Raw genomic sequence first — 23,706 nt, forward strand, 5'->3', positions numbered from 1 at the left:
CCAAATGCAGCGATGCAAATGGGCCTTGTTGTTTCTTTAATCAATACACACATCATGTCAAAACAAGTTACATTGGATGATATCCAAAATTTCGAAGGTAAATATCCGAAACAACTTTGGTATTTGTTTCTCGTTGAAATGTGGGAACGCTTTTGTTTCTATGGTATGCGAGGCGTTTTGGCCATTTTTATGGTTGATCAACTTTTACTGTCCGAGAAAGACGCCAATTTAAAATATGGAGCTATACAGGCCTTTGTCTATGCATTTACTTTTGTCGGCGGGATTTTTGCCGATAAGATATTGGGATTCAAGCGTTCACTAACGTTTGGCGCAATCTTGATGATCTTGGGGAATGGTCTAATTGCCGTTGATCCACATGAATTTTTTTATTTCGGTATTGCACTGACCATTATCGGCACGGGATTTTTTAAGCCCAACATCTCTTCCATGGTAGGCGACCTTTACAAAGAGGGCGATTCTCGGCGTGATGCGGGATTTGGGGTGTTTTATTCTGGAATAAATGTAGGAGCCCTTTTAGGAGGTGCATTGTGCGTATGGCTAGGAAAGGAACATTCTTGGAATCTTGCTTTTCTTGCTGCTGCAATCGTTATGTTGGTTGGTATCATCATCTTTATGGCAACCAAAAAGCACTTAGGTCCTATTGGTAATAGCCCCATCGCACATTTGCCAAAGTCTGCGAAAGTGACGCGCGAAATGTTGGTTTATCTTGGTGCATTGTTGTCTATTCCATTGATCTTCATCATGGTTAACAACACCCGCTACACAGATATGTTCATGTACACTATCGGCCCCTTGGCGCTTGGCTACTTTTTCTATCAACTTGTTCGTGAGAAGGATGCTAAAGTAAAACAACAGTTGATAGCTGCGTTGTTATTAATCCTTTTCTCTATTTTGTTCTTCGCTATTTTTGAGCAGGCCGGTGGTTCGTTGGCACTTTTTGCAAATAACAATTTAAGCAACAGCTTATTGTTCTTTAATATCGATCCCAACGTTGTCAACAACGGCGCTAATTCGCTGTTCGTTATCATTTTTAGTCCCTTGTTAGGTTTACTTTGGTTGGCCTTGGCCAAAAAGAAATTGGAACCTAATACCGTTGTTAAATTTGGTCTCGGATTTTTATTTTTAGGTCTCGGGTATTACATCTTTTTCGGTACACGCTTCTTTGCAGATGCATCCGGAAAAACTTCGCTAGGCGTATTTACCTTAGCCTATTTAGCGGTCACCGTAGGTGAACTCTGTCTTTCGCCAATCGGTCTATCCATGATTACAAAGCTATCGCCACGACATTTGGGTGGCATGATGATGGGGCTATGGTTTCTGGCTAGTGCTTATGGTCAGTACGTTGCGGGATTGTTGGGCGCGGGTATGTCTTCACCTGATGATAAAGCGTCATTACTGGATAAGTTGATTGCCTACACAGCCGGTTATCAGCAACTAGCTTGGTATTCTTTAGCAGCAGGCCTATTGATCATTGTGTTGGCGCCTGTCGTTAAACGACTGATGCACGGCGTTAATTAATCGAATTTAGGGTTCTATAGCGGGCGCTTTCTATTTAAGTTGTAGAAAGCGCCTTAGTTTTTTAGTATCTTTAGCGGATTTAAATCTTGATAAAGCGTGTCTGACAGTCTAGTCATTATTCCAACATACAACGAAAAAGAGAACATCGAAAAAATTATTCGGAAAGTGTTTTCTTTAGCTGTGCCCTTCGATATCCTGGTGGTTGATGATGGGTCGCCCGATGGTACGGGAGCTATTGTGAAAAATTTGCAAAAGGAGTTTCCGGGCCAACTCTATATTGAAGAGCGACGCGGGAAGCTCGGTCTTGGAACAGCCTATATCCACGGATTCAAATGGGCCCTGGATCGGCATTATGATTATGTATTTGAGATGGATGCCGATTTTAGCCACAATCCGGACGATCTTATTCGTTTGCGGGATGCCTGCCTTCAAGGTGCTGATATGGCGATCGGATCCCGCTATATAAAAGGTGTCAATGTAGTAAACTGGCCCATGAGTCGCGTGCTCATGTCCTATTTTGCGTCGGTTTATGTTCGCTTTATTACGCGCATTGGCGTGCAGGATGCAACCGCAGGGTTCGTTTGCTTTTCGCGCAAGGTACTTGAGAAAATCCCGCTCGATACGATCAAGTTTGTCGGCTACGCCTTCCAGATTGAAATGAAGTTTAAGGCGATCTTGTACGGTTTTAACGTAGTGGAAGTTCCTATCATTTTTACCGATCGTACAGAGGGAGTTTCTAAGATGAGTACCCGTATTTTTAGGGAGGCTTTTTTTGGGGTCATCCAATTGAAAGTAGGGAGTTGGTTTAAGAAATACAATTAAGTACCTTTAATAACGTAAAACAGACATGATGAATGAACATCTTGATCCGAATGCAGAAAGACTGAACCCGGTTGATAAAGATATCGAGCGTGCTTTAAGACCGCAGGCGTTTGAGGACTTCACCGGTCAGGAAAAGATTCTTGAAAACCTCTCCATATTCGTTAAAGCGGCGAAATTACGTGGAGAAGCGCTGGATCATGTGTTGCTGCATGGCCCTCCAGGGTTGGGTAAAACCACCTTGTCCAATATCATTGCCAATGAGATGGGCGTGAATATAAAGATTACTTCTGGTCCCGTTTTGGACAAGCCCGGCGATTTGGCCGGACTGCTTACCAATTTGGAAGAAGGGGATGTGTTGTTTATAGATGAGATTCATCGCTTAAGCCCGTTGGTAGAGGAATACCTGTATTCTGCTATGGAGGATTTCAAGATAGATATCATGCTGGAAACAGGGCCCAACGCACGTTCTGTACAGATATCCCTGAATCCATTTACCCTGATTGGTGCTACTACGCGTTCAGGATTGTTGACCGCCCCGTTACGCGCGCGTTTCGGTATTAATGCACGCTTGCAATACTATGATGCGAAGCTATTGACCACCATCGTGCTTCGATCGGCGACTATACTAAATACGCCTATCAGTGATGAAGGCGCCTATGAGATTGCGCGCAGGAGTAGGGGTACGCCCCGTATTGCCAATGCGTTGTTGCGTAGGACTCGCGATTTTGCACAGATCAAGGGAGATGGATCTATAGAACGCGGCATCGCACAGTATGCCTTGAATGCCTTGAACGTGGATGAGCACGGACTCGACGAAATGGATAACCGTATTCTTTCCACGATTATCGATAAATTCAAAGGTGGGCCGGTCGGGTTGAAAACTATTGCGACTGCCGTGGGCGAAGACGAAGGTACGATTGAGGAAGTGTACGAGCCCTTCTTGATACAAGAGGGGTATCTTATGCGAACCTCAAGAGGACGAGAGTGTACCGAAACGGCTTACCGACATTTAGGAAGGACAAACTTAAATCGAGGAAATACGTTATTTTAGTAGACGTTTCTCGATAGAAACATAAACTTAACGCATCGACCATGAATCTACGTTTACTTTTTTCTTGTTGTATAAGCTCTATTTTACTGCCTATTTGTGCTCAAGCGCAATTGCATTGTCCGCCGGTAGGTAAAATCGATTACGACAGGAAGATAAATGTCACGCTGGGCGTTGGTCCAACGCTCTTGTATGGCGATATTGTTAATGGTAGGAACCTTGGTGTTGCTGGTGTTCTGAAAGGAGATTATAAGCTATACAAAGGGATTTTTGCTGGCGTAGAGGCGCAATTGGGAATATTGAATTCTTACGGTCGCAATTACGATAACAACAATATAGCGATCGATTATGAACAGCGAGACCCTCGTTTTGTCAAGAATTATTACTACAGTGGTTCGCTCAACATCAGCATATTCCCAGGCCTATTTTTTGTAGATGAAAAGATGGAATTTCGGAAGCCGTCCATTGGGACGTTAATTGGCCGAGGCCTCTATGTAGGCTTAGGTTTTGGCGCGGTCGTGAACAACTATGACAAGCTCTACCGAGATGAAAACAGTAGTGCTAGCCAAGCGGAATTTGAATATGACGATGCAGGGAATATCGTAAAATATAAAACGCCAACGCGCGATATCCTATGGCCAATTGGCAATGTAGGATTGTCCATGCCGCTAAATAAATACAGTTCTTATGACGGTCGTTACCTTAGCTTGGTCATCAATACGCAGTTCAATTTTGCCAAAGATGATCAGTTGGACGCCTATCGCCCTTTTATTGGCGAGGGACAGCGTTCTAAAGGCGATGTATACAACTTTACATACCTCGGGTTAAAGTATACGTTTTAGGATACGTTTGGCTCTACTTGCTAAAGCTGCTGTTGGCGTCTTTAGCAGATGGTGAATTTGTGCGGTTAATTCCTCGCGTGCCCATTGATGTTGATCGCTTAAATAATAGAGAATATCCAAGCAATTTACGGTAACTGCTACAGGGCAGTCTGCACGAATTATCCAGCTAAAGCATTGCTCAATCCAAACCTCATCATACGGCTCATAAATTGCCAAGTGTAGTCGTGGAGGTTTCGTTGCCAGCATGCCCATTTTGCTAAAACTTCTAATGCAGCTCCAGTTGCTACAGCTTACCACCTGCTGCATAAGAGCTACATAAACTTGCGGTAAAAGGGATGGATCTTTCAGGAAAGTATGCTCCAATAACCATGCTGCCCGAAACGCCACTTGTTCGTCTCGATGTGCCGTATAAGCCAATAGTGTTTCTAATGTAAAACCATGATTGCTGATAAATTCCTTATCAAAAGATGCGGCTTTGTGGGCTCGAATACCTGTTTTCAAAAATTGCAGATCGTCCGCAGCCTTATTCGCCATAAAATTTAGGATTGAAGTTCACTAAAAATAATTGCTGCGTCGCCCGTGTTATGGCGGTGTATAACCAGCGTAGAAATTCCGTATTCAGCATCTCATCGTTTAGGAACCCTTGGTCAACGAAAACACATGGCCATTGTCCACCTTGCGCTTTGTGACAGGTGATCGCATAGGCAAACTTGATCTGTAAAGCATTGTAATAGGGATCCTTTTTTATAGCTTCCAAGCGATCTTTTTTAGTGGGAATGTCCATATAATCTTCCGCTATCGCCTTGTAGAGCGCTTGTTGTTGCTCATAGGGCAGGTTAGGTGCATCTACATGCAAACTGTCGAGCAATACTCTACACAGCACAGGATCAAGCTCGTCGTCGTCAATGAACTCTAGCGCTATATCGGCGAAACGAAAACCATGTTGGTCATGCACATTGGTCACCTTGCGTACTTTGGCCATATCGCCGTTGGCGATAAAGCCGCTGTTCTTTTCGTCATGTTGCTGTAGCCAGTAATAGTTGTTACGCACGACCATGATCATGTCGCCGCCTGTAATTTCCTCGTCCCGAAATAAAATCTGGTTTCGAATGTGTTGATTATATAGGTTTGCCGATCGGTTTGATCTGCAGATCACAATAGCGTTCTGTATGTCAAAGGTGTCATAGCTATAGTGTAAGCCCTCGATCAGCCGGTCTCCGTTCATTCTAAAAATATCAGGAAACCCCTTGGTGTGGAACTGCGGAAAAGGGAGGCTGTCTTGCTGCTGCTCAAGATCGATATCATCACGCACCTTGGTCGCATTATACAAAATACCAGACTCCTGGCGCTGCCTTACCACCTCGCGCAATTCGTAATGGAAAGTTTGTAAATGATAATTTGCTTGGATATGTTCGGCATCGAGTGCCGGGCTTTCCAACATGCCCACTGGTGGCAGCTGCGCGGTATCTCCCACAAACATCAGGCAGCAGTTGCTGCCCGATTGTACATAGCGAATAAGATCATCTAACAGACTCCTCGAGAAAAATTGCAGCCCGTCATCGGCGATCATCGAGGCTTCATCCACAATGAACAGGGTATTTTCATGCTGGTTTTCTGCCAAAACAAAATCCAGCTCAATCGTCGATGCCGATTTTTTGCGGTAAATCTTTTTATGAATAGTATAGGCTTTACGTCCCGAATAATGCGACATCACTTTGGCTGCACGGCCTGTCGGCGCCAATAAAAATACGCGTTTGTTCAACGAAGGTAGCACCTTCACTAAAGCGCTTATCGTGCTCGTCTTTCCCGTTCCAGCATATCCTTTCAATAAAAAACAAGAAGCTGGATTGAAGGTTAGTAAAAATTCTTCCAACAAAGCAAATAGCTCCTTCTGTTGCCCCGTGGGAGACCAAGCAAACTGTTGAATCAGCAGGTTTTGAATGCGCATCATCAAAGTTATTTAAAAGGTTGGTCAAATCAATTGTAAAAGCTAATTTTGTTTATTACTCGAGGCTTAACGGCATAATTTACATGAAGTACACGGCAGAAAACTTTCACTTACATTATATCCCTCACTATCAGCTACTGATCAAATCCGATTTCACGACAGATACCCTGATTGTGTTGGATGAATCGCTAGAGGTTCAAGCGCTTTACTCGTATCCGTCACAAACACCGGACACAGAGGCAACCAAACTTTTAGGCTTACCATTTCAGGATATCACTATCAGTTTGCCCTTGCAGAGCTTTACGTTAGTGCCATCAGAGGTTTACGACAGCCGACGCATGGAACACTATCAGGCATTTGTACAGGATGAACAGCTGAAACGCACGCAGGCCGAATCCATTGATCGGCTTCATATCACTGGGGTTTTTCAATTTGACCTCTTTTTGCACAAGCGTTGGTCAGCTATTTTTCCGCAGGCAAAGTTCATAGCTGATTTTCAGGTGGTTTTGGCGACAGCACAACGCTATCTGCCGGAAACAGGTCAGGTATTGGGTATACATGCAAAAGATAAACAAGTAGATTTGTTTGTGTTTCAAGGAAAAGAGCTACAATTCTACAATATATTTGATGTAGAACAGGTGGCAGACCTACAATATTTCGTGTTAAACGTTTGCAACAACCTCGGTATGACAGATCAATTCAGCCAAGTTTTATTGTCAGGCGTGACCGCAGAACACCCTTTTATGGCCGTGGCACAGCGACATGGAAAAACGGTTCAGTTGATGCAGGCGCGTGTCAAGTTGCACAGCAGCGAGCCAGAGGTGCAGGCACATATTCGTTCCTTAAATTTAATGGCTGATTTTCGGTTATGCGTATCATAGGCGGACAATATGGAGGTCTCCGGCTTCATCCACCAACCAATCTTCCGGTTCGGCCCACTACAGATATTGCTAAAGAGGCGCTGTTTAATATCTTGGAAAACAAGCTCTCCCTAGAGGAATGCACTTGTTTGGATCTTTTCGCGGGTACAGGCAACATTAGTTTCGAACTAGCTTCGCGTGGCGTGATGTCCGTAGACGCCGTTGATATCCACTTCAAGTGTTTGCAATACATCAAAGAGACGACGTTAAAGTTGAAAACAGATGTCATCAGCACACGGAAAGCCGATGTGCTCAAATATTTGTCGACCTGTAAAAAGCAATATGATTTTATTTTTGCAGATCCTCCCTACGACCTACCGCAATTACCACAGTTGGCCAGCATTATTTTAAAAAATGGGCTCTTAAATCCTCAGGGCATCTTGGTGGTAGAACACCCATCTACACGGAAGATGGACGAGCAGGAGGGTTATCTCGATACCAGAAAATATGGGTATTCGTCGTTCAGCTTTTATACGCATCCTGAAAATGTTGTAAACTTATGAAAATAGCTGTTTTTGCGGGATCATTTGATCCCTTCACCGTAGCACATTTGGATTTGGTTCAACGGGGCTTGCACTTGTTCGACAAGATCGTTATTGCCATAGGTATCAATAGCGCCAAGCAAGGGATGATGGACTATGCGGATCGCGAGGCCGCCATTTCTGCTCTATTCTCGGAAAACCCAAGGGTAGAGGTGCAGCAATTTACCGGGCTAACCGTACATTTCTGTCAGCAAGTAGGAGCGAGTTATATCTTGCGCGGCCTGCGTAATACGCAAGATTTTGAGTTCGAAAATGCCATAGCACAAAACAACTTGTCGTTGGCGCCGAGTATAGAAACTTATTTTTTGATGGCCAAATCGGGGCTAGCACACGTTTCTTCGACCATTGTACGCGATATCTATCGCAATGATGGTGATATTGTGGCATTGGTACCCCAAGAAATAGTACGCTACTTAAAGTAGGAGGCCGCTAGGTGCGGCCAACGCGTACTTTTGTTCCTTTTATTTTTTGGTTTGTCGCCGCTTTACTGATCGCTACTGCTAGTTCGCGCTTTACTGCTACAAAAGATTCCTTCTCTTTTACTTCAATAAGACCGATGTCGTCTTTTTGTATATCCGGCAAACTTAACAGAAAGCCGACGATATCGATTTTATTTATTTTATCTCTTTTTCCACCGGTTATGTATAAGGTCGCAAAGGGTGCGTTAGCCGGAACAGGATATGTTTCGTCCAAATCCACGATCTCACTATCCGCATCCATGTAGGGATAAAGTTCTTCAGGCTTTAGAATCACAAACACTTCGCCTTTTGCTTGCATACGTGCAGTGCGTCCATTGCGATGGATGAACGCATCTTCCTTATACGGCAATTGATAATGTATGATCGTGTCAACCTCCGGTATATCTAGGCCCCTGGCGGCAAGATCTGTCGTGATTAATATTCGGTTAGAATTGTTCCTAAACTTTAGCAAAGCCAATTCCCGGTCGGACTGTTCTAGTCCGCCGTGAAAAAGATCGTGTATAACCTCGCGTTCCTCCAATAGCAGGCTTATATGATCTACAGCATCGCGATGATTACAGAAGATGATGGTCTTCTTGCCGGCATTCATACACAGCAAGCTGAACAACGCCTTCAGTTTATGTTGGGCTGCTGCAATTACTTTTTTGATAACGAGCTGTGGTACCGATTGCCCATCACTGGAAAAATCAACGGTAACATAATCGCGGATCCCTGTAAAGGCTGGAATTTCTTCCATTTTTGTGGCCGAAGTCAGCACCCGATGACGTAGATTTCTCAGCTGCTCAATAATGGATACCATTTGTCCATGAAAGCCGAATTCCAAAGATTTATCGAATTCATCCAACACAAGGGTGTGTACGCCAGCTGTATCTAGGTGGCCACGTTCTAAGTGATAGCTTACCCGACCGGGTGTACCAATCAGGATTGCAGGCGCCTCGCGCAATTTATTGCGCTCTGTTTTCGTATCATTCCCGCCATACACGCAGGTAACCTTGATGCCTTGGTGCACTTTTTTTACGACTTGTTCTATTTGCAGCGCCAACTCGCGCGTAGGAACAAGCAACATGACCTGTGTGGTATGTGTTTCCGTTGATAGGTGCTTCCCTAGCAGTAAGGTGAAAGCAAGTGTTTTCCCCGTTCCGGTAGGTGAGTGCAAAATGAAATCTTTTGATGCATCGTAATGCTCAAGTACAGCTTGCTGCATTTCGTTAAGTTCCGAAATCTGCAAACGTTGAAGAATGTGCTGAAGCTCCATCCTGCAAAAGTAGGAAAATAAAGAAGGTAAAGATTTAAAAGTAAAAATTAAAAATAGATTCTTGTAGGGCGAGACACTGCCGATACGGTCGGCGAGGAGAGAGCCATCCGCGGCTATGATGAGCTTTGATCAAAAAAAGACGTCCTCCAATTTTGGAGGACGTGTTGTTGTATCGTGTACGAATAATTAAAAGTAAAACTGTACGCCTAATGTAGGGGCTAAAGAGTTTGCGTCTAAGCCAAATTTATTTGTAGTGACGTCAGTAGTCTTATTTTTTTCTGAATCAAAGTATAAACCACGCACTTTCAATTCGATACCTACTTTGCTGCTAGGGAAGAAAGCGAAACCTGGCGCCAATTCCACACCATATTTTGCAAATTTTTCCTCGGTTTCAGCACCAACTGCTTCTTGGGTGTTCTTACCCCATTGCATAGGAACAGATAGTTGGGAGAAGAACTTAAATTGCCCTTCACCAATATAATTTCTTACAAAAGGCGCTACTTGAAAAGCGTTTTCTTTTGTCGTAGCTGTAGGATTCTCATTTTTTGACCAACTGTAACCTACACCTGTACCCACTGCCCAATTGTCGCTCACAAAGTAACCAGCTGTTGGATTAATGGAAAATGCGTTTTGCTTTAAATCTGTATCTTTAATCTTCGATGTTTCAAAACCTACTTGACCGCCTACGAGGAATTTTCCTTTTTCAGTTTGTGCTTGAGATGCTAGTGTTAATGCGGTAACCGCTGTTAGTGTTAAGAATAATTTTTTCATGTTACTTGAAATTAAATTTGTTTTTAATATTTGACTATTCGTCATATGTGTTCAGATTGTTCAATCTTTATGCCAAGGGAATTTGTTGTTTGTCATTAAATTGTTTGTTTATGCAACTGTTTGTTTTTCAAATAAATTTAACGCTCATCGAAGTGTTAAAGTTATGGTGTAAACAAATGTTTGTCGGGTTTTATTTGTTATAAATAGCTTTTTAACAGGTTTTTACAATTGTTTTTTCGTCTGTAACCTCAATTTTGACAGCTTATCGGATGAATTGACAGCTTTTGGCAGTTCGGTGACGTGTAGATGACGATAGTTGCATGTCTCGCGTCATAAATGGCAGTTTCAGCTGTTCGAAAGATTATGCTTTTGACGGCATAGTGGGCTAGGTTTTCGCTACTGAGTAGGGACAAGATTGGTAGTAGCTGCATAAAAAAAGCCCAATTTTCATTGGGCTTTCGAAGATTAAATATATTCGTTTTTATTCGAAGTATTCTTTGATACGTTCAAAGAACGATTTTTCACTTTTTCCGGGCTGTGGTTTAAAGTTTGCAGATCCTTTTAGTTTCTCCAATAGCGAACGCTCTTCTGGAGATACTACTTTCGGCGTCCACACATTAACGTAAACCAGCTGGTCTCCTTTGTGGTAAGAGTTCACTTCAGGCACACCTTTACCTTTCAAGCGCAATATTTTTCCACCTTGTGTACCTGGATCGATCTTAATCTTTGCCTTTCCATCAATTGTTGGAATTTCCACGCTCGTACCCAGCGCGGCATCGGCAAAATTGATATAGAGGTCATAAATGATGTTGATGCCGTCACGTTTTAGATGCTCGTGAGGCACCTCCTCAATCAGGATAATCAAATCACCGGGAACACCACCACGCGGCGCTGCGTTACCTTTGCCACTCATCGAAAGCTGCATACCTTCACTTACACCTGCAGGAATATTGATCGCTATGGTTTCTTCGCCTCGCTCCAGTCCTTCACCTTTACATGTAGTACATTTCGACGTAATTTCAACACCTTCACCGTTACAGGTAGGGCAGGTGCTTGTGGTTTGCATCTGTCCCAATATAGTATTGGTTACACGGCGTACAGAACCAGAACCGCCACAGGTATTACATGTATGATAGGAAGACTTATCTTTTGCTCCCGTTCCGCTACAGGTGTGGCAGTGTACCTGCTTGTTAACTTTTACTTTCTTTTCTACACCTTTAGCGATCTCCTCTAGGGTAAGCTTCACTTTGATACGTAGGTTGGATCCACGCTGCACGCGTCTTCCGCCACCGCCACGGCTACCGCCGCCAAAGAAGCTTTCAAAAGGACTGCCGCCACCAAAGATATCGCCAAACTGACTGAAGATATCATCCATATTCATGCCGCCACCGCCAAATCCGGATGCCGAGTTACCATTATGACCAAACTGGTCGTAACGCTGACGCTTTTCGGGGTTGCTCAGGATTTCGTAAGCTTCGGCTGCCTCCTTGAATTTTTCCTCCGCATCCTTATCATCCGGATTCTTATCGGGGTGAAATTTGATGGCTAACTTGCGATAAGCCGATTTAATCTCGGCGGCATCTGCTGATCGTGCGACGCCTAATACATCATAATAATCTCTCTTCGCCATCTTCTACTGACCTATAACTACTTTTGCGAAACGAACTACTTTGTCATTCAAAAAGTATCCTTTTTCAACAACGTCAATTACTTTATTTTTCCAATCCGGAGAAGGAGATGGGATTGCCGTAATAGCTTCCTGAAATTCAGGATCAAAAGGTTTTCCGATAAGATCTTCCATTTCTTTCAATCCTTCTTGTGATAGGGTCTTACGGAACTTTTGGTTCACCAGGTCAATCCCTTGTTTCACCGATTCAATCTCCTGCGCTGTTTGCATTGCCGTTAGCGCGCGATCCAAATCATCTAATACTGGTAAAAGTTTATTTAACACATCCTTGCTCGCCGACTGAATAAGCTCCACACGTTCTTTGGATGTCCTCTTTTTATAATTGTCAAACTCGGCAAATAGGCGCGCATATTTATCCGTTGCAACGGATAGCTCGCTACGCAACTTTTCTTCCTCGCTTACCTCGGCTGTAGCCTCAAGGTCCGCATCTACGGCGCCATTTTGTGCCAAATTTTCTACGTTTTCGTCTTGAATATTGTTTTCCTGTTCGTTCATCATATCTAAATGTTGTAGCTCTTGCTAATACCCAATTCCACCGCGCAATAATATTGCCATGACATAGAAAACCGACACGCTGTCAGTTTACGTTGGAATAAACTAGCAATATGTCGGTTTCCGGATGTTATGTCAGTTAATCGCTTAAATGGCCACATTGTCGTACAGCGCGGTGTCAGCTGTTTTTACAATGCGTGCAGGCATATTTTTAATGATCTGGTAATCGTGAGTGGCCATGAGCACCGCCGTTCCCGATGCGGCGATATCGCGTAGTAGCAATACAATTTCCTCGGAAGTCGCAGGATCCAAGTTTCCCGTAGGCTCATCGGCCAAGATAATCTCGGGATTGTTCAGCAGTGCTCGTGCAATAACTACACGTTGCTGCTCACCACCAGAAAGCTCATGCGGCATCTTGCGCAGCTTTGAACGTAAGCCTACCTTTTCCAATACATCCAACATACGGTTTTCAATCAGACCACGCTCTGTCCATCCCGTTGCGCGCAAGGCAAATTCAAGGTTTTTCTCGACAGTTCTATCATTCAAAAGGTGGAAATCCTGAAACACGATCCCCAATTTTCTACGCAAGAAGGGAACATCGTTCTCATGAAGCTTTTTTAGGTCAAAGCCTGCCACCATGCCTTCACCACTACCAATGTAAAGATCTCCGTATATAATCTTCAAAAGGCTACTCTTGCCCGTTCCAGATTGTCCAATCAAGTAGATAAATTCCCCTTGATTAATGTCGAGGTTTACATGAGAAAGCACCAAATGCTTTTGTTGATAAATATCTACGTTCTTTAATTTTATAACTGTATTCTCTATCATATTCGCCGTTTAAACGTCAATTTTTTTTATTTGCCCGAAGGGCATTTCTTGCACAATCTGCATAATGTATGCCGCTTTGTCACCTAGACCTATCTTTTCTAAAGATTTATCAGGTCTATCGACACGAAAATAAGCGAGCAACGTGAATCCTTCATCCCGCAGTTGCACATAGTCTGGAATCTTGGCGACGCCCTTTACTTTAATAACATACATAAAAACAAAGTTAGCATATTTTATGAAACCTGTTTGTTTCAGCTGCCACAAATTATGTGTCTAGCTCGGCAAAAAGAAAGGCTAGTACATCGACACCGTCAGCATAGTCGGTTAAACCCGGACACTGGCTTCCGCCCAATGGAAACACGGGGATCTTAATGTTGATAGGCGCCTGACAAACCAAGCATTGAATTTTATCGGCTTCTGTATGTAGCTTGTTCAGCAACTCTTCTCCCGTATTGTACTCCTCGTAAAACAGCACAGACAGGGGAGAGGCCAAGCGCTCATCTTTCTTTAGCAGCAGAAAACCGTTGTCGAAATGCTGCTCGCCATTAATCAGGTAAATAGATTTATTGTAGTCGTAATTGTTGCCATACTTAAAATGATCGCGTATGGTCTGAAACGGTTCAATAGCCTCAAAAAAGCGAGCAACAGGGAAATCTTTAGGTAAATATATTTTAGACACCGAGCGGCATCCTAATCCGAAATAATCAAAGATGTCATTGCCCAATGCGCGCAACTCTTCTTCATTTTCCGTACCGGTAAGAATAGCAACCGAATTTCTGTTTTTACGAATGATATGGGGTTTCTTCCCAAAATAATGTTCAAAATAACGTGCGCTATTATCGCTTCCTGTTGCGATGATCATATCATAGTGTTTCAGTCTGTCAACGATGGATAGCTTTTCGGCAAATGCTGGTTCAATAGTCAATAGCTCATCGCGTATAAACGTTGTCAATCCGGCATCATCTGAAGACACTTTAACGGCTGCATGAAAGCCGGCCAACAAGACGGACAAAATATCTTGAAACCCAACCAACGGTATATTACCGGCCAAAATTAGCCCCACGATTTTAGAGCTGTTGGCATCTGGATAAGGAGCGAGCCATGCTTCCAACGAATCCGTCTGTAAGTTGGCGGCAATGGCCGATAGCTGCTTCCGTGTATTAGCAGCTGTATACCAAGGGTTTTTAACGGCCGCCTGTGCTATCACACGCTCTATACGTTCATGCCCGGATTGTAGAAATTCGCCCAATGCGACAAAGGCGTCAATTCGTTGTTTCTTTGTCAAAATAGAATAATTTAGAATCGTTCTCTTAATTTTTTCAAGTATCTTTGTGTCTCTTAACAAATAACTACTAACTTTGTATAGTATTATCGTTGAGAGACGCGACAAAATTAGTTTATTTATTATAATTGTGAGGTTATAAATGGCAATTAAAATTACTGACGAATGTATAAATTGTGGGGCATGCGAACCAGAATGCCCAAACAACGCAATATATGATGCTGGTGTGAGCTGGAAATTCGCTGAGGGTACAGCTTTAGAGGGTGTTATCGATTTTGGTGATGGCGTAACATTAGATGCTAACGCCGCACAGGACGCGATTTCGGACGAAGTCTATTATATTGTTTCAGACAAGTGTACGGAGTGTGTAGGTTTTCATGATGAGCCACAATGTGCCGCTGTATGCCCCGTAGATTGTTGTGTGGAAGATGAAGAGATTGTAGAAACAGAAGAAGAGCTTCTAGCGAAAAAAGCTTGGTTGCATGCCGAGTAATGAAGCGCTCGATATAGAAAAAAGCACCGCAATACCGCGGTGCTTTTTTCTTTTATATCGTTTTTAATACGGTGTATAATTTGGTATCAAGGTCAATTTTTCTATTTTTGTTGCTTTAGAAACATATAAACAAGACTAAATGCTAAAAAAACAAGTTGGTTTTATAACCCTTTTTACTGTTTCGATCGCCATTATCTTAACCCTAATTTATGAATTCAATTGGTTTGCTATAAATCCTAGCTTTATGATGGGTGTTCGGTGGGTTGTAGCTGCTGTTTTGACCTTGAATGCCATCTTTAGGAAAAATTTAACGACTTGGATCTTAACCTGCCTTATTTTGGGCGTCTTCCTTGGACTTGACTTTCCAGATTTAGCTCGGTCCATGCAGCCACTTTCACAAGGTTTCATCAAATTGGTTAAAACCATCGTCGGCCCGATTTTGTTTGCGACGTTGGTCTTCGGTATTGCAGGACATTCCGACCTCAAATCGGTCGGTCGAATGGCTTGGAAGTCTATGCTATATTTTGTTTCCGCGACTACCTGTGCTATATTCATTGGATTGATCGTTATCAACTTGACCAAAGCTGGTGTCGGTGTTGATGTGTCTAATATGCCGCATGAAACGCTGCCCGCCAGCAGCGCGGTGGCCGACGCTGATCAGAAAGCGCTGGATCATATCGCGCCCGAAGTGCATGGCGTATATAAATTTAATGCTTTTATCCGTGATACTTTTCCGGAGAATATTGTAAAAGCAGTTTATGAGAACAAGGTCTTGCAGATCGTTATTTTCGGCGTGTTATTCGGTATTGGCCTCGCCTTAGTGGAAGAGAAAAAGCGAAAGCCATTGGTAGATTTTACGGAAAGTCTGTCCGAAGCAATGTTTAAGTTCACGAATATCGTCATGCTTTTTGCGCCAATAGGCGTGGGGGCTGCCATGGCCTACACCGTGGGTCACTTGGGTGTCGATATTCTGAAAAATCTGTTTATGCTATTGGCAAGTCTGTATTTGGCATTAATCCTGTTTTTATCCTGTGTATTGCTGCCTATCGCTTTGTTCTTGAAAATTCCAGTAAAGAAGTTTATCAGCGCTATAAAAGAACCCGTTTCCATCGCCTTCGCTACAACAAGCTCTGACGCGGCGCTGCCGAAAGCGATGAGTGCCATGGAGAAGTTCGGCGTGCCGCGCAAGATCGTTTCCTTCGTTATTCCCACAGGCTATAGCTTTAATTTAGATGGAACTTCACTTTATCTGTCGCTGGCTTCGATTTTTGTGGCGCAGGCTGCAGGTATTCCATTGACCATCGGACAACAGCTCCTGATTGCCTTCACCCTAATGATTACCTCCAAAGGTGTGGCTGCCGTACCCCGTGCATCACTGATTGTACTTATCGCTACTGCCGACCAATTTGGATTGCCTACATTTGTTATAGCAGCGATATTAGGCATTGACGAGTTGATGGATATGGCTCGAACATCCGTGAACGTTATTGGTAACTGTTTGGCTACTGTTGTTGTTGCCAAATGGGAGGGTGAATTTGATGAGGAAGCCCCATTCCGAGAGGATGCTCCAGAAGCATAGAAACAGAAAAAAAAACTATAAAAAGAGCCTCAAAGGCTCTTTTTTTGTGCCTAGTGGGGCATGTGTTATTGGCTGCCGCTCGTCGTAAGCATATTCAAAACATTACGAAAACGTTTAAGCTGATTGTGCAAACGTTTGCTGAACATGTCCTAAACATATATTGTATATCTTGCCGAGGCTTTTGACAGCCAATGATAGATATGATTCTAAAACTTTTTATTCCATTTATCGCAAGCGGTCTATTTTTAACTTGCGGTGTTGCCTCTGGGCAATCACGAAGGCAGACCACATTTAATGACGGTTGGCAATATTTCAAGGCCAACAACAGCACCTTCTTTACCGATTTTGAAAACGGAGAGAAATTCAAGCTATCCCAAGGCCAATGGACAAGCCCCGAAATTTGGGAGGATGTAAACCTGCCCCACACGTATAACCGCGATGACATGCAACGAGATCGAAATTTCTTCGAAGGGAAAGCCATTTACCGAAAGAAATTTACCATCGCCGCCGATCAAAAAGAACGACGCACCTTTTTAAAATTTGAAGGCGTAGGCGCCGTAGCACAAGTCTACATCAACGACAACTATATTGGGGAACATAAAGGTGGTTACGCGATGTTCGTGTTTGAAATAAGCAACTCTGTCCTATACGGCGAGGAAAATACAGTTACCCTAATTACGGATAATAAGGCCAGGAAAGACGTCATTCCCACAAATCAATTTCTGTTTCCTGTCTATGGCGGCATTTACCGACCAGTGCATCTGATTAGCACCAGTAAAACAGGATTTGTAGTGACGGATCAGGCCGCGCCTGGACTCTTCATACGTCAGCGGGAAGTATCGAACCGACAAGCTCGTATTACCGTCCTTGCGAAATTGGAAACCACAGAGAAAGTTACGCAAAAAGGAGAGTTACTGATCGAAATTCGCGATGACAAGAATAAGCTCGTTACCACGCAGAAGGAGGCTATACAGATTTCGCCGCAAGGCGTAACATACATCGACAAAGAAATTCGGGTCAAGAACCCAAGGCTGTGGGATGGTGTGCACGATCCTTACCTGTATTCGCTGCATGCAAAAGTATGGATTGATGGAAAGGAAATGGATTATATAAAACAACCTTTAGGTATAAGGTCTATCAACATCGTGGGCGGGGATGCTGTATACCTGAATGGAAAGAAGTATCCTATGCATGGCGTATGTAGGCATCAAGATCGCCAAGGCTATGGTTCTGCCTTAACCTTTGAACAACATAAACAAGATTTTATGTTGATGAAAGAAATGGGAGTCACCACGATACGGCTTGCGCATTATCAACAGTCGCCAGAAGTATATGCCCTAGCTGATACGTTGGGCTTTTTGACTTGGGCAGAGATTCCTTTTGTAAATCGGGTATCCTATTATGAAAGTGAGAACGCCAAGCAACAGATGTCAGAATTGGTGAAGCAAAACTTCAACCATCCTTCCATCTATATTTGGGGCGTACACAATGAGGTTTATGCGAAGACCGCCGATGAGCAGGTACCCGTACTATCTCGGCAGCTCAACGATATAGCAAAAACGCTCGATCCTGATCGTTACACCGCATCCGTCACGGGATACAATGTTATTGATCGTCAAGAAAATTTAAACACAGACGTTCAAGGCATCAACCACTACTTCGGTTGGTATGGCGGAAAGATCGCCGATCTTGAACCATGGGCGCAAAATGTGCAGCAACAGTTTCCCGGCTACAAGATTATCCTTTCGGAATATGGTGCAGATGGCAATATCGCTATTGGACAGGAAGATGTTAGTCCACCTCGCGACGTCGTCAATGGCAAATCTTTTCCCGAGAATTACCAAACCGAAACACATATACAACAGTGGGCTGCCATAGAGCGGAACCCCATAATTGTTGCTTCTTATCTATGGAATATGTTTGAATTTGCCGTTCCGGCGTGGAATCGCGGCGGCGTGAACGCAAGAAACCTAAAAGGGTTGGTGACTTTTGACCGCTTACAGAAAAAAGATGCGTTTTATTGGTACAAAGCAAATTGGAACCCAGAGCCTATGCTTTACCTCGCAAATCGACGCGATAACGAAAGGAGCAAAGAAACAACTAAAATACAGCTATTTTCCAACCTGACGGATATTCGTATCAGCGTCAATGGCAAAGCCTACGAAGCGCAGCAAGGTGTCAATGGCAAGCATTGGGTGGTCAACAACGCTGAGTTACAACCCGGTAAGAACACTATTGTCGCTACAGGCAGTCGCGGAAATATACAGCTGCGTGATGAAATGCAATGGACGTTAAAAGAACACAAGCTAACAAAATAAACCCTACAAGCCATGAATAAACGCTTATTATGTGCAATTTTCCTATTGATATTTGCTATGCAATTTCCTGTATCCGCACAGTGGACCGGACGCAAGGAAAAGCCTACAGGACAGAAAGAGCTTCGGTATGGACCGATAACAGAAGCCCATCGAACCGATGAGGCCATGGAACGCTTTCGCAACTATGGATTGGGGCAATTTATACACTGGGGGCTCTATGCCATCCCGGGAAATGAATGGGAAGGCGTCAGTGCGCGTGGCGGGGCGGCAGCCTCCGAGTGGATACGTTCTTGGCGAGGACCAACGGCTCCAAAAAATTGGGCGACAACCTATAACAACCTGTATAAGCAATTCAACCCAACTGATTTTGATGCGAAACGTTGGGCGAAGCAGGCGAAAGCGATGGGCGCCAAGTATGTGATATTTACCACCAAGCACCACGATGGCTTTGCCATGTGGCCATCGAAATATACCGATTACAACATCAGCCAAACACCTTATAAGAAAGATATTGTTAAAGAAATTGTAGACGCCTATGATGCTGAGGGCATCGATGTGTTCCTCTACTTCTCCATCTTAGAATGGAACAATCCCAATTACATGAGCGCTGAGCCAAAAACAGCTGAGGAAAAAGAACGTTTCGCTAAGTTCTTGGCGTATACGCGTAATCAATTGCTGGAACAATTGGAAAACTATCCATCCATTAAAGGCTTTTGGTTTGATGGCACTTGGGATCGCTCTTGGGTGCAAGCTGCCGAGTTTACGTACAATCTCGAAAAGGAGCTGCGCACTAAACATCCCGGATTAATCATTGGCTCGCGCTTTCGTAACGATGAGTACGGCAAAAGACATTTTGATAGTAATGGACGGCTTTTGGGTGACTACGAGCAAGGCTGGGAACGAAAGCTGCCGGCAGACTACAGCTGGCTGGACGGCAACGACTGGGATGCAGTGATGACGATTCCACCAAACGGATGGGGCTACATGAAAGACTGGTCTGGTTTGTACTGTAAAGATACGGACGATATACTGGATATGTTGATGCAATGCGTTTCGATGAACGGGAATTTTGTGTTGAATTTTGGGCCAGATGGCTTAGGAAATATGCATCCCCAAGAAGATAAAATAGCCGCAGAGATAGGTCAATGGCTCGCTGTTAACAGAGAAGCCATCTACGGCGCCAAACATGCTGATCTTCCTGTAAGCAAATTTGGATACTACACCCAAAAGCAGGGTAACCTGTACCTCACTGTGTTTAATAGACCGGTGAATAACAGGATACGCATAGCTATACAGAAGAACGCTGCCGCAGTGCCCGTTAGGGCGCAGCTCTTGATGAATGGCTCAACGCTGCCTGTACATCATGCGGACATCGGACTGGATCTTGACAAAAATACGTACTACGATATACAACTTCCAGCCGCACTCGAAACGGATAGGCCTTTTGTAATCAAAATGATCATGGGCGTTCCGAACAAAAAAGCAGACAAATTGATGGACGCGAAAACCTAAATGGAACAGCCATAAAAAAAGCGTTTCCGAGGAAACGCTTTTTTTATGGCTGTTAGGCTGTCGCTATTGGTATCCCAATAATTTCATCACCTGCTTGGAATTCTGCTCTTCACCAAACACTTCGTAATTAAATGTTTCATCGCGATTGCGACGCACTAAAACGTGTTTCGGCGATGGTAACAAACAATGGTGGATACCGCCATATCCGCTAAGCACATCTTGGTAAGCACCAGTATGGAAAAAACCTAAATACTGTACCTTGCGGGTTTTTGGCATAAATACCGAGTTCATATGGGCTTCCTGATTGTAGTAATCTTGCCCATCACAGGTGATACCACCCAAGTTAACGCGCTCGTACTCCGAATCCCAATTGTTGATCGGTAGCAAAATATATTTTTGATTTAAGGCCCAAACGTCCGGAAGATTCGTAATAAAAGAACCGTCAATCATAAACCACTTTTCACGATCGTTTTGTTGTTTACGCCCTAGCACCTTGTACAAGATACCGGAAGCTTCAGCTACCGTATACTTACCGAATTCAGTAATAATATCTGGTTCCATAACTTCATGGTGCGCACAAATCTGTTTGATACGGTTCACAATTTCATTGACCATATACTCGTAATCAAAATCGTGCACCAAAGAATCCTTGAACGGCATACCACCGCCAATATCCAAGGTATCCAAATCCGGATTTATCTTCTTGAATTTACAGTATAGGGTAACGTACTTCTCCAACTCATTCCAATAATAGGGCGTATCCGAAATACCGGAGTTGATGAAGAAATGCAATAACTTAACCTTGAAGTTTGGATTGTCAACGATTTTATTGTTATAAAAGTCGATGACATCCTCTTGGCGGATACCAAGACGCGAGGTATAAAACTGCGAATCCGGTTGCTCTTCCGAGGCTATACGGATACCTAAGGCACAAGGTGCCTCCAGCTCAATCTCGTCATCGTAAAGATTAAACTCTTCCTTGTTGTCCAAAACGGGAATAATATTGGTATAACCATCATGGATCATATCAATGATATACTGTTTGTATTGGTAGGTTTTAAAGCCATTACAAATCACCGTAATATCTTTGGTTACTGTTCCTTGACGCTCCAATGAATCGATCATCGGCATGTCAAATGCCGAAGACGTTTCCAAGTGGATCTCGTTTTTCAAGGCCTCTTCAACAATATGTTTGAAGTGTGAAGATTTCGTACAATAGCAGTATTTGTAAGATCCGCGGTAGTTATGTTTCAAAATTGCTGTTTGAAACAAGATCTTTGCCTGCTGAATTTTTTTACTAACAATGGGTAAATAGGTAAAACGCAAGGGCGTGCCGTACGTCTCTATCATTTCCATCAAATTCAAATCGTGGAAGTACAATTCGTCATCGATAATCTCGAATCCGTCTTGTGGAAAACCAACACTTAAGTCAAGAAATTCCTGATAGCTCTGCATTTTTTATTATTTTTGGCAAAGATATACTTTCGATATGAATACCTCGCTATGAGGCTTGATATTTTTAAGTTTCATTATCAGAAAGTTATAAAAATTACGAAATAATTACATGGCTTATTCTATCCAAAACAGGTTAATAACACAAACAATTGAAGCGGTAAAAGCGCTATACGATGCGTCGCTGCCCGAAACACAGGTGACTCTGCAAGAGACCCGCAAAGAGTTCGAGGGACATATCACGATCGTCGTGTTCCCGGTCACGCGTTTTTCAAAAAAATCGCCAGAGCAAACGGCTGAAGAAATTGGTACTTGGCTTCGGGAGAACGTTCAGGAAATAGCGGCATTCAACGTCATAAAAGGGTTTTTGAATATCAGCCTTTCGGATAGCTATTGGATCGATTTGGTCAATACCCAATTGATCGATCCTGCATTTGGAACCTTTCCTGCTAACGGCAAACGCCTCATGGTGGAATACAGCTCGCCGAATACCAACAAACCGCTGCATTTGGGCCACATTCGCAATAATCTCCTCGGCTACTCTGTCGCGGAGATTCTCAAAGCCTACGGTTACGATGTAGTGAAAGCCAATTTGGTAAACGACCGCGGTATACATATATGTAAATCCATGCTCGCGTGGCTTAAATTTGGCCATGGCGAAACGCCGTCTTCTTCCGGCCTCAAGGGCGATCATTTGGTGGGTAAGTACTACGTCATTTTTGACAAGGCCTACAAACAGGAGATTGATGCTTTAAAAGTAGAAGGACAAACGGAAGAGGAGGCGAAGAAAAATGCACCGCTGATCAAAGAGGCGCAACTTATGCTGCAGAAATGGGAGGCCGCAGACGAAGATGTTATCAATCTATGGAAAACCATGAACGGTTGGGTGTATGATGGCTTCGAAAAAACATACAAGCAACTGGGTGTAGACTTTGATAAGTTTTATTACGAGTCGAACACCTACCTGTTGGGTAAGGACATTATTATCGAAGGACTGGAGAGCGGTGTGTTCTTCCGAAAAGAAGACAATTCGGTATGGATTGATCTTACGGACGAAGGACTGGACCAAAAGCTTGTGTTGCGTGCCGACGGAACTTCGGTCTACATCACCCAAGATTTAGGTACTGCGCAGTTAAAGTACGACGAGTTCCAAATGGACGAGTCTATTTATGTGGTAGGCAATGAGCAAGACTATCATTTCAAGGTGTTGTTTCTTATCCTTAAAAAACTAGGCAAGTCTTGGGCTGAAGGCATGTTCCATTTATCCTACGGCATGGTAGATCTTCCCTCAGGAAAGATGAAGTCGAGGGAAGGAACGGTGGTGGATGCAGACGACCTGATGAACGAGATGATCGAGACGGCGAAAGCGCGCACCGAAGAACTAGGGAAAACAGAAGGCTTGTCGGAAGAAGAGAAAGCCCTGCTTTACGACACGATAGGGATGGGTGCTTTAAAATATTTCTTGTTGAAAGTCGATCCTAAAAAACGCCTGTTGTTTGATCCTGCAGAATCGGTGGATTTTCAAGGACATACCGGTCCGTTTATACAATATACGCATGCACGTATCAAATCGGTATTGCGCAAGGCTGACTTCGAGATCAGCCACGCTTCGGCAATCCCGGCATCCCTTTCGTCCTATGAGCAGGACCTCGTACAGGGATTGAGCAGCTACCCGCAGGTATTGGAGGCTTCGGCCAAAGAGTTTTCGCCCGCGCAACTGGCAAATTATGCCTACGAAATTGCCAAGCTCTACAATAAATTCTATCACGAAGAAACGATCTTGAAGGCCGAAGATGCAGATGTCAAGACCTTTCGCTTACATCTCTCAGCCGTGGCTGCAAAGATCATTGCGGAAAGTATGCGTTTGTTAGGTATTCAGGTTCCAGAAAGAATGTAA

Annotated in this window: 22 protein-coding genes; 12 read left to right on the forward strand and 10 right to left on the reverse strand. The window is 43.7% G+C overall.

Annotation, left to right across the window (positions count from 1 at the left end; translation table 11 throughout):
- Positions 1–54 precede the first annotated feature (54 nt).
- From SCB77_RS22410 to SCB77_RS22425, 4 genes are all read left to right on the forward strand, one after another.
- Positions 55–1,539, forward strand: coding sequence for a peptide MFS transporter (locus SCB77_RS22410; protein ID WP_320184241.1), 1,485 nt, complete (start codon positions 55–57; stop codon positions 1,537–1,539).
- Positions 1,540–1,635: 96 nt separating this feature from the next.
- Positions 1,636–2,361 carry a polyprenol monophosphomannose synthase gene (locus tag SCB77_RS22415; protein ID WP_320184242.1) on the forward strand — a complete coding sequence of 242 codons (726 nt, stop codon included), beginning with the start codon at positions 1,636–1,638 and terminating at the stop codon, positions 2,359–2,361.
- Positions 2,362–2,389: 28 nt separating this feature from the next.
- Entirely contained in the window at positions 2,390–3,412 is a 1,023-nt protein-coding gene (gene ruvB, locus SCB77_RS22420) for a Holliday junction branch migration DNA helicase RuvB (RefSeq protein ID WP_320186644.1), read from the forward strand.
- 41 nt (positions 3,413–3,453) lie between these two features.
- Positions 3,454–4,251, forward strand: coding sequence for a hypothetical protein (locus SCB77_RS22425; RefSeq protein WP_320184243.1), 798 nt, complete (start codon positions 3,454–3,456; stop codon positions 4,249–4,251).
- On the opposite strand, the gene SCB77_RS22430 is transcribed toward SCB77_RS22425, so the two are convergent.
- Positions 4,234–4,785, reverse strand: coding sequence for a hypothetical protein (locus tag SCB77_RS22430; protein WP_320184244.1), 552 nt, complete (start codon positions 4,783–4,785; stop codon positions 4,234–4,236). The genes SCB77_RS22425 and SCB77_RS22430 overlap by 18 nt on opposite strands.
- The gene (locus SCB77_RS22435) at positions 4,775–6,199 is read right to left on the reverse strand and encodes an ATP-dependent DNA helicase (protein ID WP_380935552.1); all 1,425 of its coding nucleotides are present in this window, start codon (positions 6,197–6,199) and stop codon (positions 4,775–4,777) included. The genes SCB77_RS22430 and SCB77_RS22435 overlap by 11 nt, the downstream gene beginning before the upstream one ends.
- A gap of 83 nt (positions 6,200–6,282) precedes the next feature.
- Here SCB77_RS22435 and SCB77_RS22440 point away from each other — a divergent pair, with 83 nt between their 5' ends.
- The 3 genes from SCB77_RS22440 to coaD are packed head-to-tail and all read left to right on the forward strand — an operon-like array spanning position 6,283 to position 8,083.
- Entirely contained in the window at positions 6,283–7,080 is a 798-nt protein-coding gene (locus tag SCB77_RS22440; RefSeq protein WP_320184246.1) for a DUF3822 family protein, read from the forward strand.
- Positions 7,068–7,622 carry a 16S rRNA (guanine(966)-N(2))-methyltransferase RsmD gene (gene rsmD / locus SCB77_RS22445; protein ID WP_320184247.1) on the forward strand — a complete coding sequence of 185 codons (555 nt, stop codon included), beginning with the start codon at positions 7,068–7,070 and terminating at the stop codon, positions 7,620–7,622. The genes SCB77_RS22440 and rsmD overlap by 13 nt, the downstream gene beginning before the upstream one ends.
- The gene (gene coaD / locus SCB77_RS22450; protein ID WP_320184248.1) at positions 7,619–8,083 is read left to right on the forward strand and encodes a pantetheine-phosphate adenylyltransferase; all 465 of its coding nucleotides are present in this window, start codon (positions 7,619–7,621) and stop codon (positions 8,081–8,083) included. The genes rsmD and coaD overlap by 4 nt, the downstream gene beginning before the upstream one ends.
- A gap of 7 nt (positions 8,084–8,090) precedes the next feature.
- On the opposite strand, the gene SCB77_RS22455 is transcribed toward coaD, so the two are convergent.
- From SCB77_RS22455 to SCB77_RS22485, 7 genes are all read right to left on the reverse strand, one after another.
- Entirely contained in the window at positions 8,091–9,395 is a 1,305-nt protein-coding gene (locus tag SCB77_RS22455) for a DEAD/DEAH box helicase (RefSeq protein ID WP_320184249.1), read from the reverse strand.
- Between the two features lie 186 nt (positions 9,396–9,581).
- On the reverse strand, positions 9,582–10,211 hold the full coding sequence (locus SCB77_RS22460; RefSeq protein ID WP_320184250.1) for an outer membrane beta-barrel protein: 630 nt from the start codon (positions 10,209–10,211) through the stop codon (positions 9,582–9,584).
- A gap of 436 nt (positions 10,212–10,647) precedes the next feature.
- Positions 10,648–11,796, reverse strand: coding sequence for a molecular chaperone DnaJ (dnaJ, locus tag SCB77_RS22465; protein WP_320184251.1), 1,149 nt, complete (start codon positions 11,794–11,796; stop codon positions 10,648–10,650).
- 3 nt (positions 11,797–11,799) lie between these two features.
- Positions 11,800–12,351 carry a nucleotide exchange factor GrpE gene (locus SCB77_RS22470; protein WP_320184252.1) on the reverse strand — a complete coding sequence of 184 codons (552 nt, stop codon included), beginning with the start codon at positions 12,349–12,351 and terminating at the stop codon, positions 11,800–11,802.
- A 141-nt stretch (positions 12,352–12,492) separates the two neighbouring features.
- Positions 12,493–13,173 (reverse strand): cell division ATP-binding protein FtsE, encoded by a 681-nt coding sequence (locus SCB77_RS22475; protein ID WP_320184253.1) that lies wholly within the window; start codon positions 13,171–13,173, stop codon positions 12,493–12,495.
- A gap of 9 nt (positions 13,174–13,182) precedes the next feature.
- Positions 13,183–13,386, reverse strand: a complete 204-nt coding sequence (locus SCB77_RS22480; protein WP_189626468.1) for a fructose-6-phosphate aldolase — start codon at positions 13,384–13,386, stop codon at positions 13,183–13,185.
- Positions 13,387–13,438: 52 nt separating this feature from the next.
- Positions 13,439–14,458, reverse strand: a complete 1,020-nt coding sequence (locus tag SCB77_RS22485) for an acyl-CoA reductase (protein WP_320184254.1) — start codon at positions 14,456–14,458, stop codon at positions 13,439–13,441.
- Between the two features lie 139 nt (positions 14,459–14,597).
- On the opposite strand from SCB77_RS22485, the gene SCB77_RS22490 reads away from it, so the two are divergent.
- The 4 genes from SCB77_RS22490 (at position 14,598) to SCB77_RS22505 (ending at position 20,357) form a co-directional block, all read left to right on the forward strand.
- Positions 14,598–14,948 carry a 4Fe-4S dicluster domain-containing protein gene (locus SCB77_RS22490; protein WP_320184255.1) on the forward strand — a complete coding sequence of 117 codons (351 nt, stop codon included), beginning with the start codon at positions 14,598–14,600 and terminating at the stop codon, positions 14,946–14,948.
- A gap of 139 nt (positions 14,949–15,087) precedes the next feature.
- Positions 15,088–16,527: a dicarboxylate/amino acid:cation symporter gene (locus tag SCB77_RS22495; protein WP_320184256.1), complete on the forward strand. Its 1,440-nt coding sequence runs from the start codon at positions 15,088–15,090 to the stop codon at positions 16,525–16,527.
- Positions 16,528–16,727: 200 nt separating this feature from the next.
- Positions 16,728–18,845, forward strand: a complete 2,118-nt coding sequence (locus SCB77_RS22500; RefSeq protein ID WP_320184257.1) for a glycoside hydrolase family 2 protein — start codon at positions 16,728–16,730, stop codon at positions 18,843–18,845.
- A gap of 12 nt (positions 18,846–18,857) precedes the next feature.
- Positions 18,858–20,357 carry an alpha-L-fucosidase gene (locus SCB77_RS22505; RefSeq protein WP_320184258.1) on the forward strand — a complete coding sequence of 500 codons (1,500 nt, stop codon included), beginning with the start codon at positions 18,858–18,860 and terminating at the stop codon, positions 20,355–20,357.
- A gap of 63 nt (positions 20,358–20,420) precedes the next feature.
- Here the strand turns inward: SCB77_RS22505 and SCB77_RS22510 are convergent, their stop codons facing one another.
- A complete protein-coding gene (locus SCB77_RS22510; RefSeq protein WP_320184259.1) occupies positions 20,421–21,812 on the reverse strand; it encodes a type III PLP-dependent enzyme domain-containing protein in 1,392 nt (463 codons plus the stop codon).
- A gap of 109 nt (positions 21,813–21,921) precedes the next feature.
- On the opposite strand from SCB77_RS22510, the gene argS reads away from it, so the two are divergent.
- Positions 21,922–23,706 carry an arginine--tRNA ligase gene (gene argS, locus SCB77_RS22515; RefSeq protein ID WP_320184260.1) on the forward strand — a complete coding sequence of 595 codons (1,785 nt, stop codon included), beginning with the start codon at positions 21,922–21,924 and terminating at the stop codon, positions 23,704–23,706.

The organism is Sphingobacterium bambusae (genome assembly GCF_033955345.1).
GTDB lineage: Bacteria > Bacteroidota > Bacteroidia > Sphingobacteriales > Sphingobacteriaceae > Sphingobacterium > Sphingobacterium bambusae.

Excerpts from the sequence above, each read along its gene's own strand:
- SCB77_RS22410 (WP_320184241.1), top strand. The coding sequence starts at position 55 with ATGTCAAAACAAGTTACATTGGATGATATCCAAAATTTCGAAGGTAAA.
- ruvB (WP_320186644.1), top strand. The coding sequence starts at position 2,390 with ATGAATGAACATCTTGATCCGAATGCAGAAAGACTGAACCCGGTTGAT.
- SCB77_RS22425 (WP_320184243.1), top strand. The coding sequence starts at position 3,454 with ATGAATCTACGTTTACTTTTTTCTTGTTGTATAAGCTCTATTTTACTG.
- SCB77_RS22430 (WP_320184244.1), bottom strand. The coding sequence starts at position 4,785 with ATGGCGAATAAGGCTGCGGACGATCTGCAATTTTTGAAAACAGGTATT.
- SCB77_RS22435 (WP_380935552.1), bottom strand. The coding sequence starts at position 6,199 with ATGCGCATTCAAAACCTGCTGATTCAACAGTTTGCTTGGTCTCCCACG.
- SCB77_RS22440 (WP_320184246.1), top strand. The coding sequence starts at position 6,283 with ATGAAGTACACGGCAGAAAACTTTCACTTACATTATATCCCTCACTAT.
- rsmD (WP_320184247.1), top strand. The coding sequence starts at position 7,068 with ATGCGTATCATAGGCGGACAATATGGAGGTCTCCGGCTTCATCCACCA.
- coaD (WP_320184248.1), top strand. The coding sequence starts at position 7,619 with ATGAAAATAGCTGTTTTTGCGGGATCATTTGATCCCTTCACCGTAGCA.
- SCB77_RS22455 (WP_320184249.1), bottom strand. The coding sequence starts at position 9,395 with ATGGAGCTTCAGCACATTCTTCAACGTTTGCAGATTTCGGAACTTAAC.
- SCB77_RS22460 (WP_320184250.1), bottom strand. The coding sequence starts at position 10,211 with ATGACGAATAGTCAAATATTAAAAACAAATTTAATTTCAAGTAACATG.
- dnaJ (WP_320184251.1), bottom strand. The coding sequence starts at position 11,796 with ATGGCGAAGAGAGATTATTATGATGTATTAGGCGTCGCACGATCAGCA.
- SCB77_RS22470 (WP_320184252.1), bottom strand. The coding sequence starts at position 12,351 with ATGATGAACGAACAGGAAAACAATATTCAAGACGAAAACGTAGAAAAT.
- SCB77_RS22475 (WP_320184253.1), bottom strand. The coding sequence starts at position 13,173 with ATGATAGAGAATACAGTTATAAAATTAAAGAACGTAGATATTTATCAA.
- SCB77_RS22480 (WP_189626468.1), bottom strand. The coding sequence starts at position 13,386 with ATGTATGTTATTAAAGTAAAGGGCGTCGCCAAGATTCCAGACTATGTG.
- SCB77_RS22490 (WP_320184255.1), top strand. The coding sequence starts at position 14,598 with ATGGCAATTAAAATTACTGACGAATGTATAAATTGTGGGGCATGCGAA.
- SCB77_RS22495 (WP_320184256.1), top strand. The coding sequence starts at position 15,088 with ATGCTAAAAAAACAAGTTGGTTTTATAACCCTTTTTACTGTTTCGATC.
- SCB77_RS22500 (WP_320184257.1), top strand. The coding sequence starts at position 16,728 with ATGATTCTAAAACTTTTTATTCCATTTATCGCAAGCGGTCTATTTTTA.
- SCB77_RS22505 (WP_320184258.1), top strand. The coding sequence starts at position 18,858 with ATGAATAAACGCTTATTATGTGCAATTTTCCTATTGATATTTGCTATG.
- SCB77_RS22510 (WP_320184259.1), bottom strand. The coding sequence starts at position 21,812 with ATGCAGAGCTATCAGGAATTTCTTGACTTAAGTGTTGGTTTTCCACAA.
- argS (WP_320184260.1), top strand. The coding sequence starts at position 21,922 with ATGGCTTATTCTATCCAAAACAGGTTAATAACACAAACAATTGAAGCG.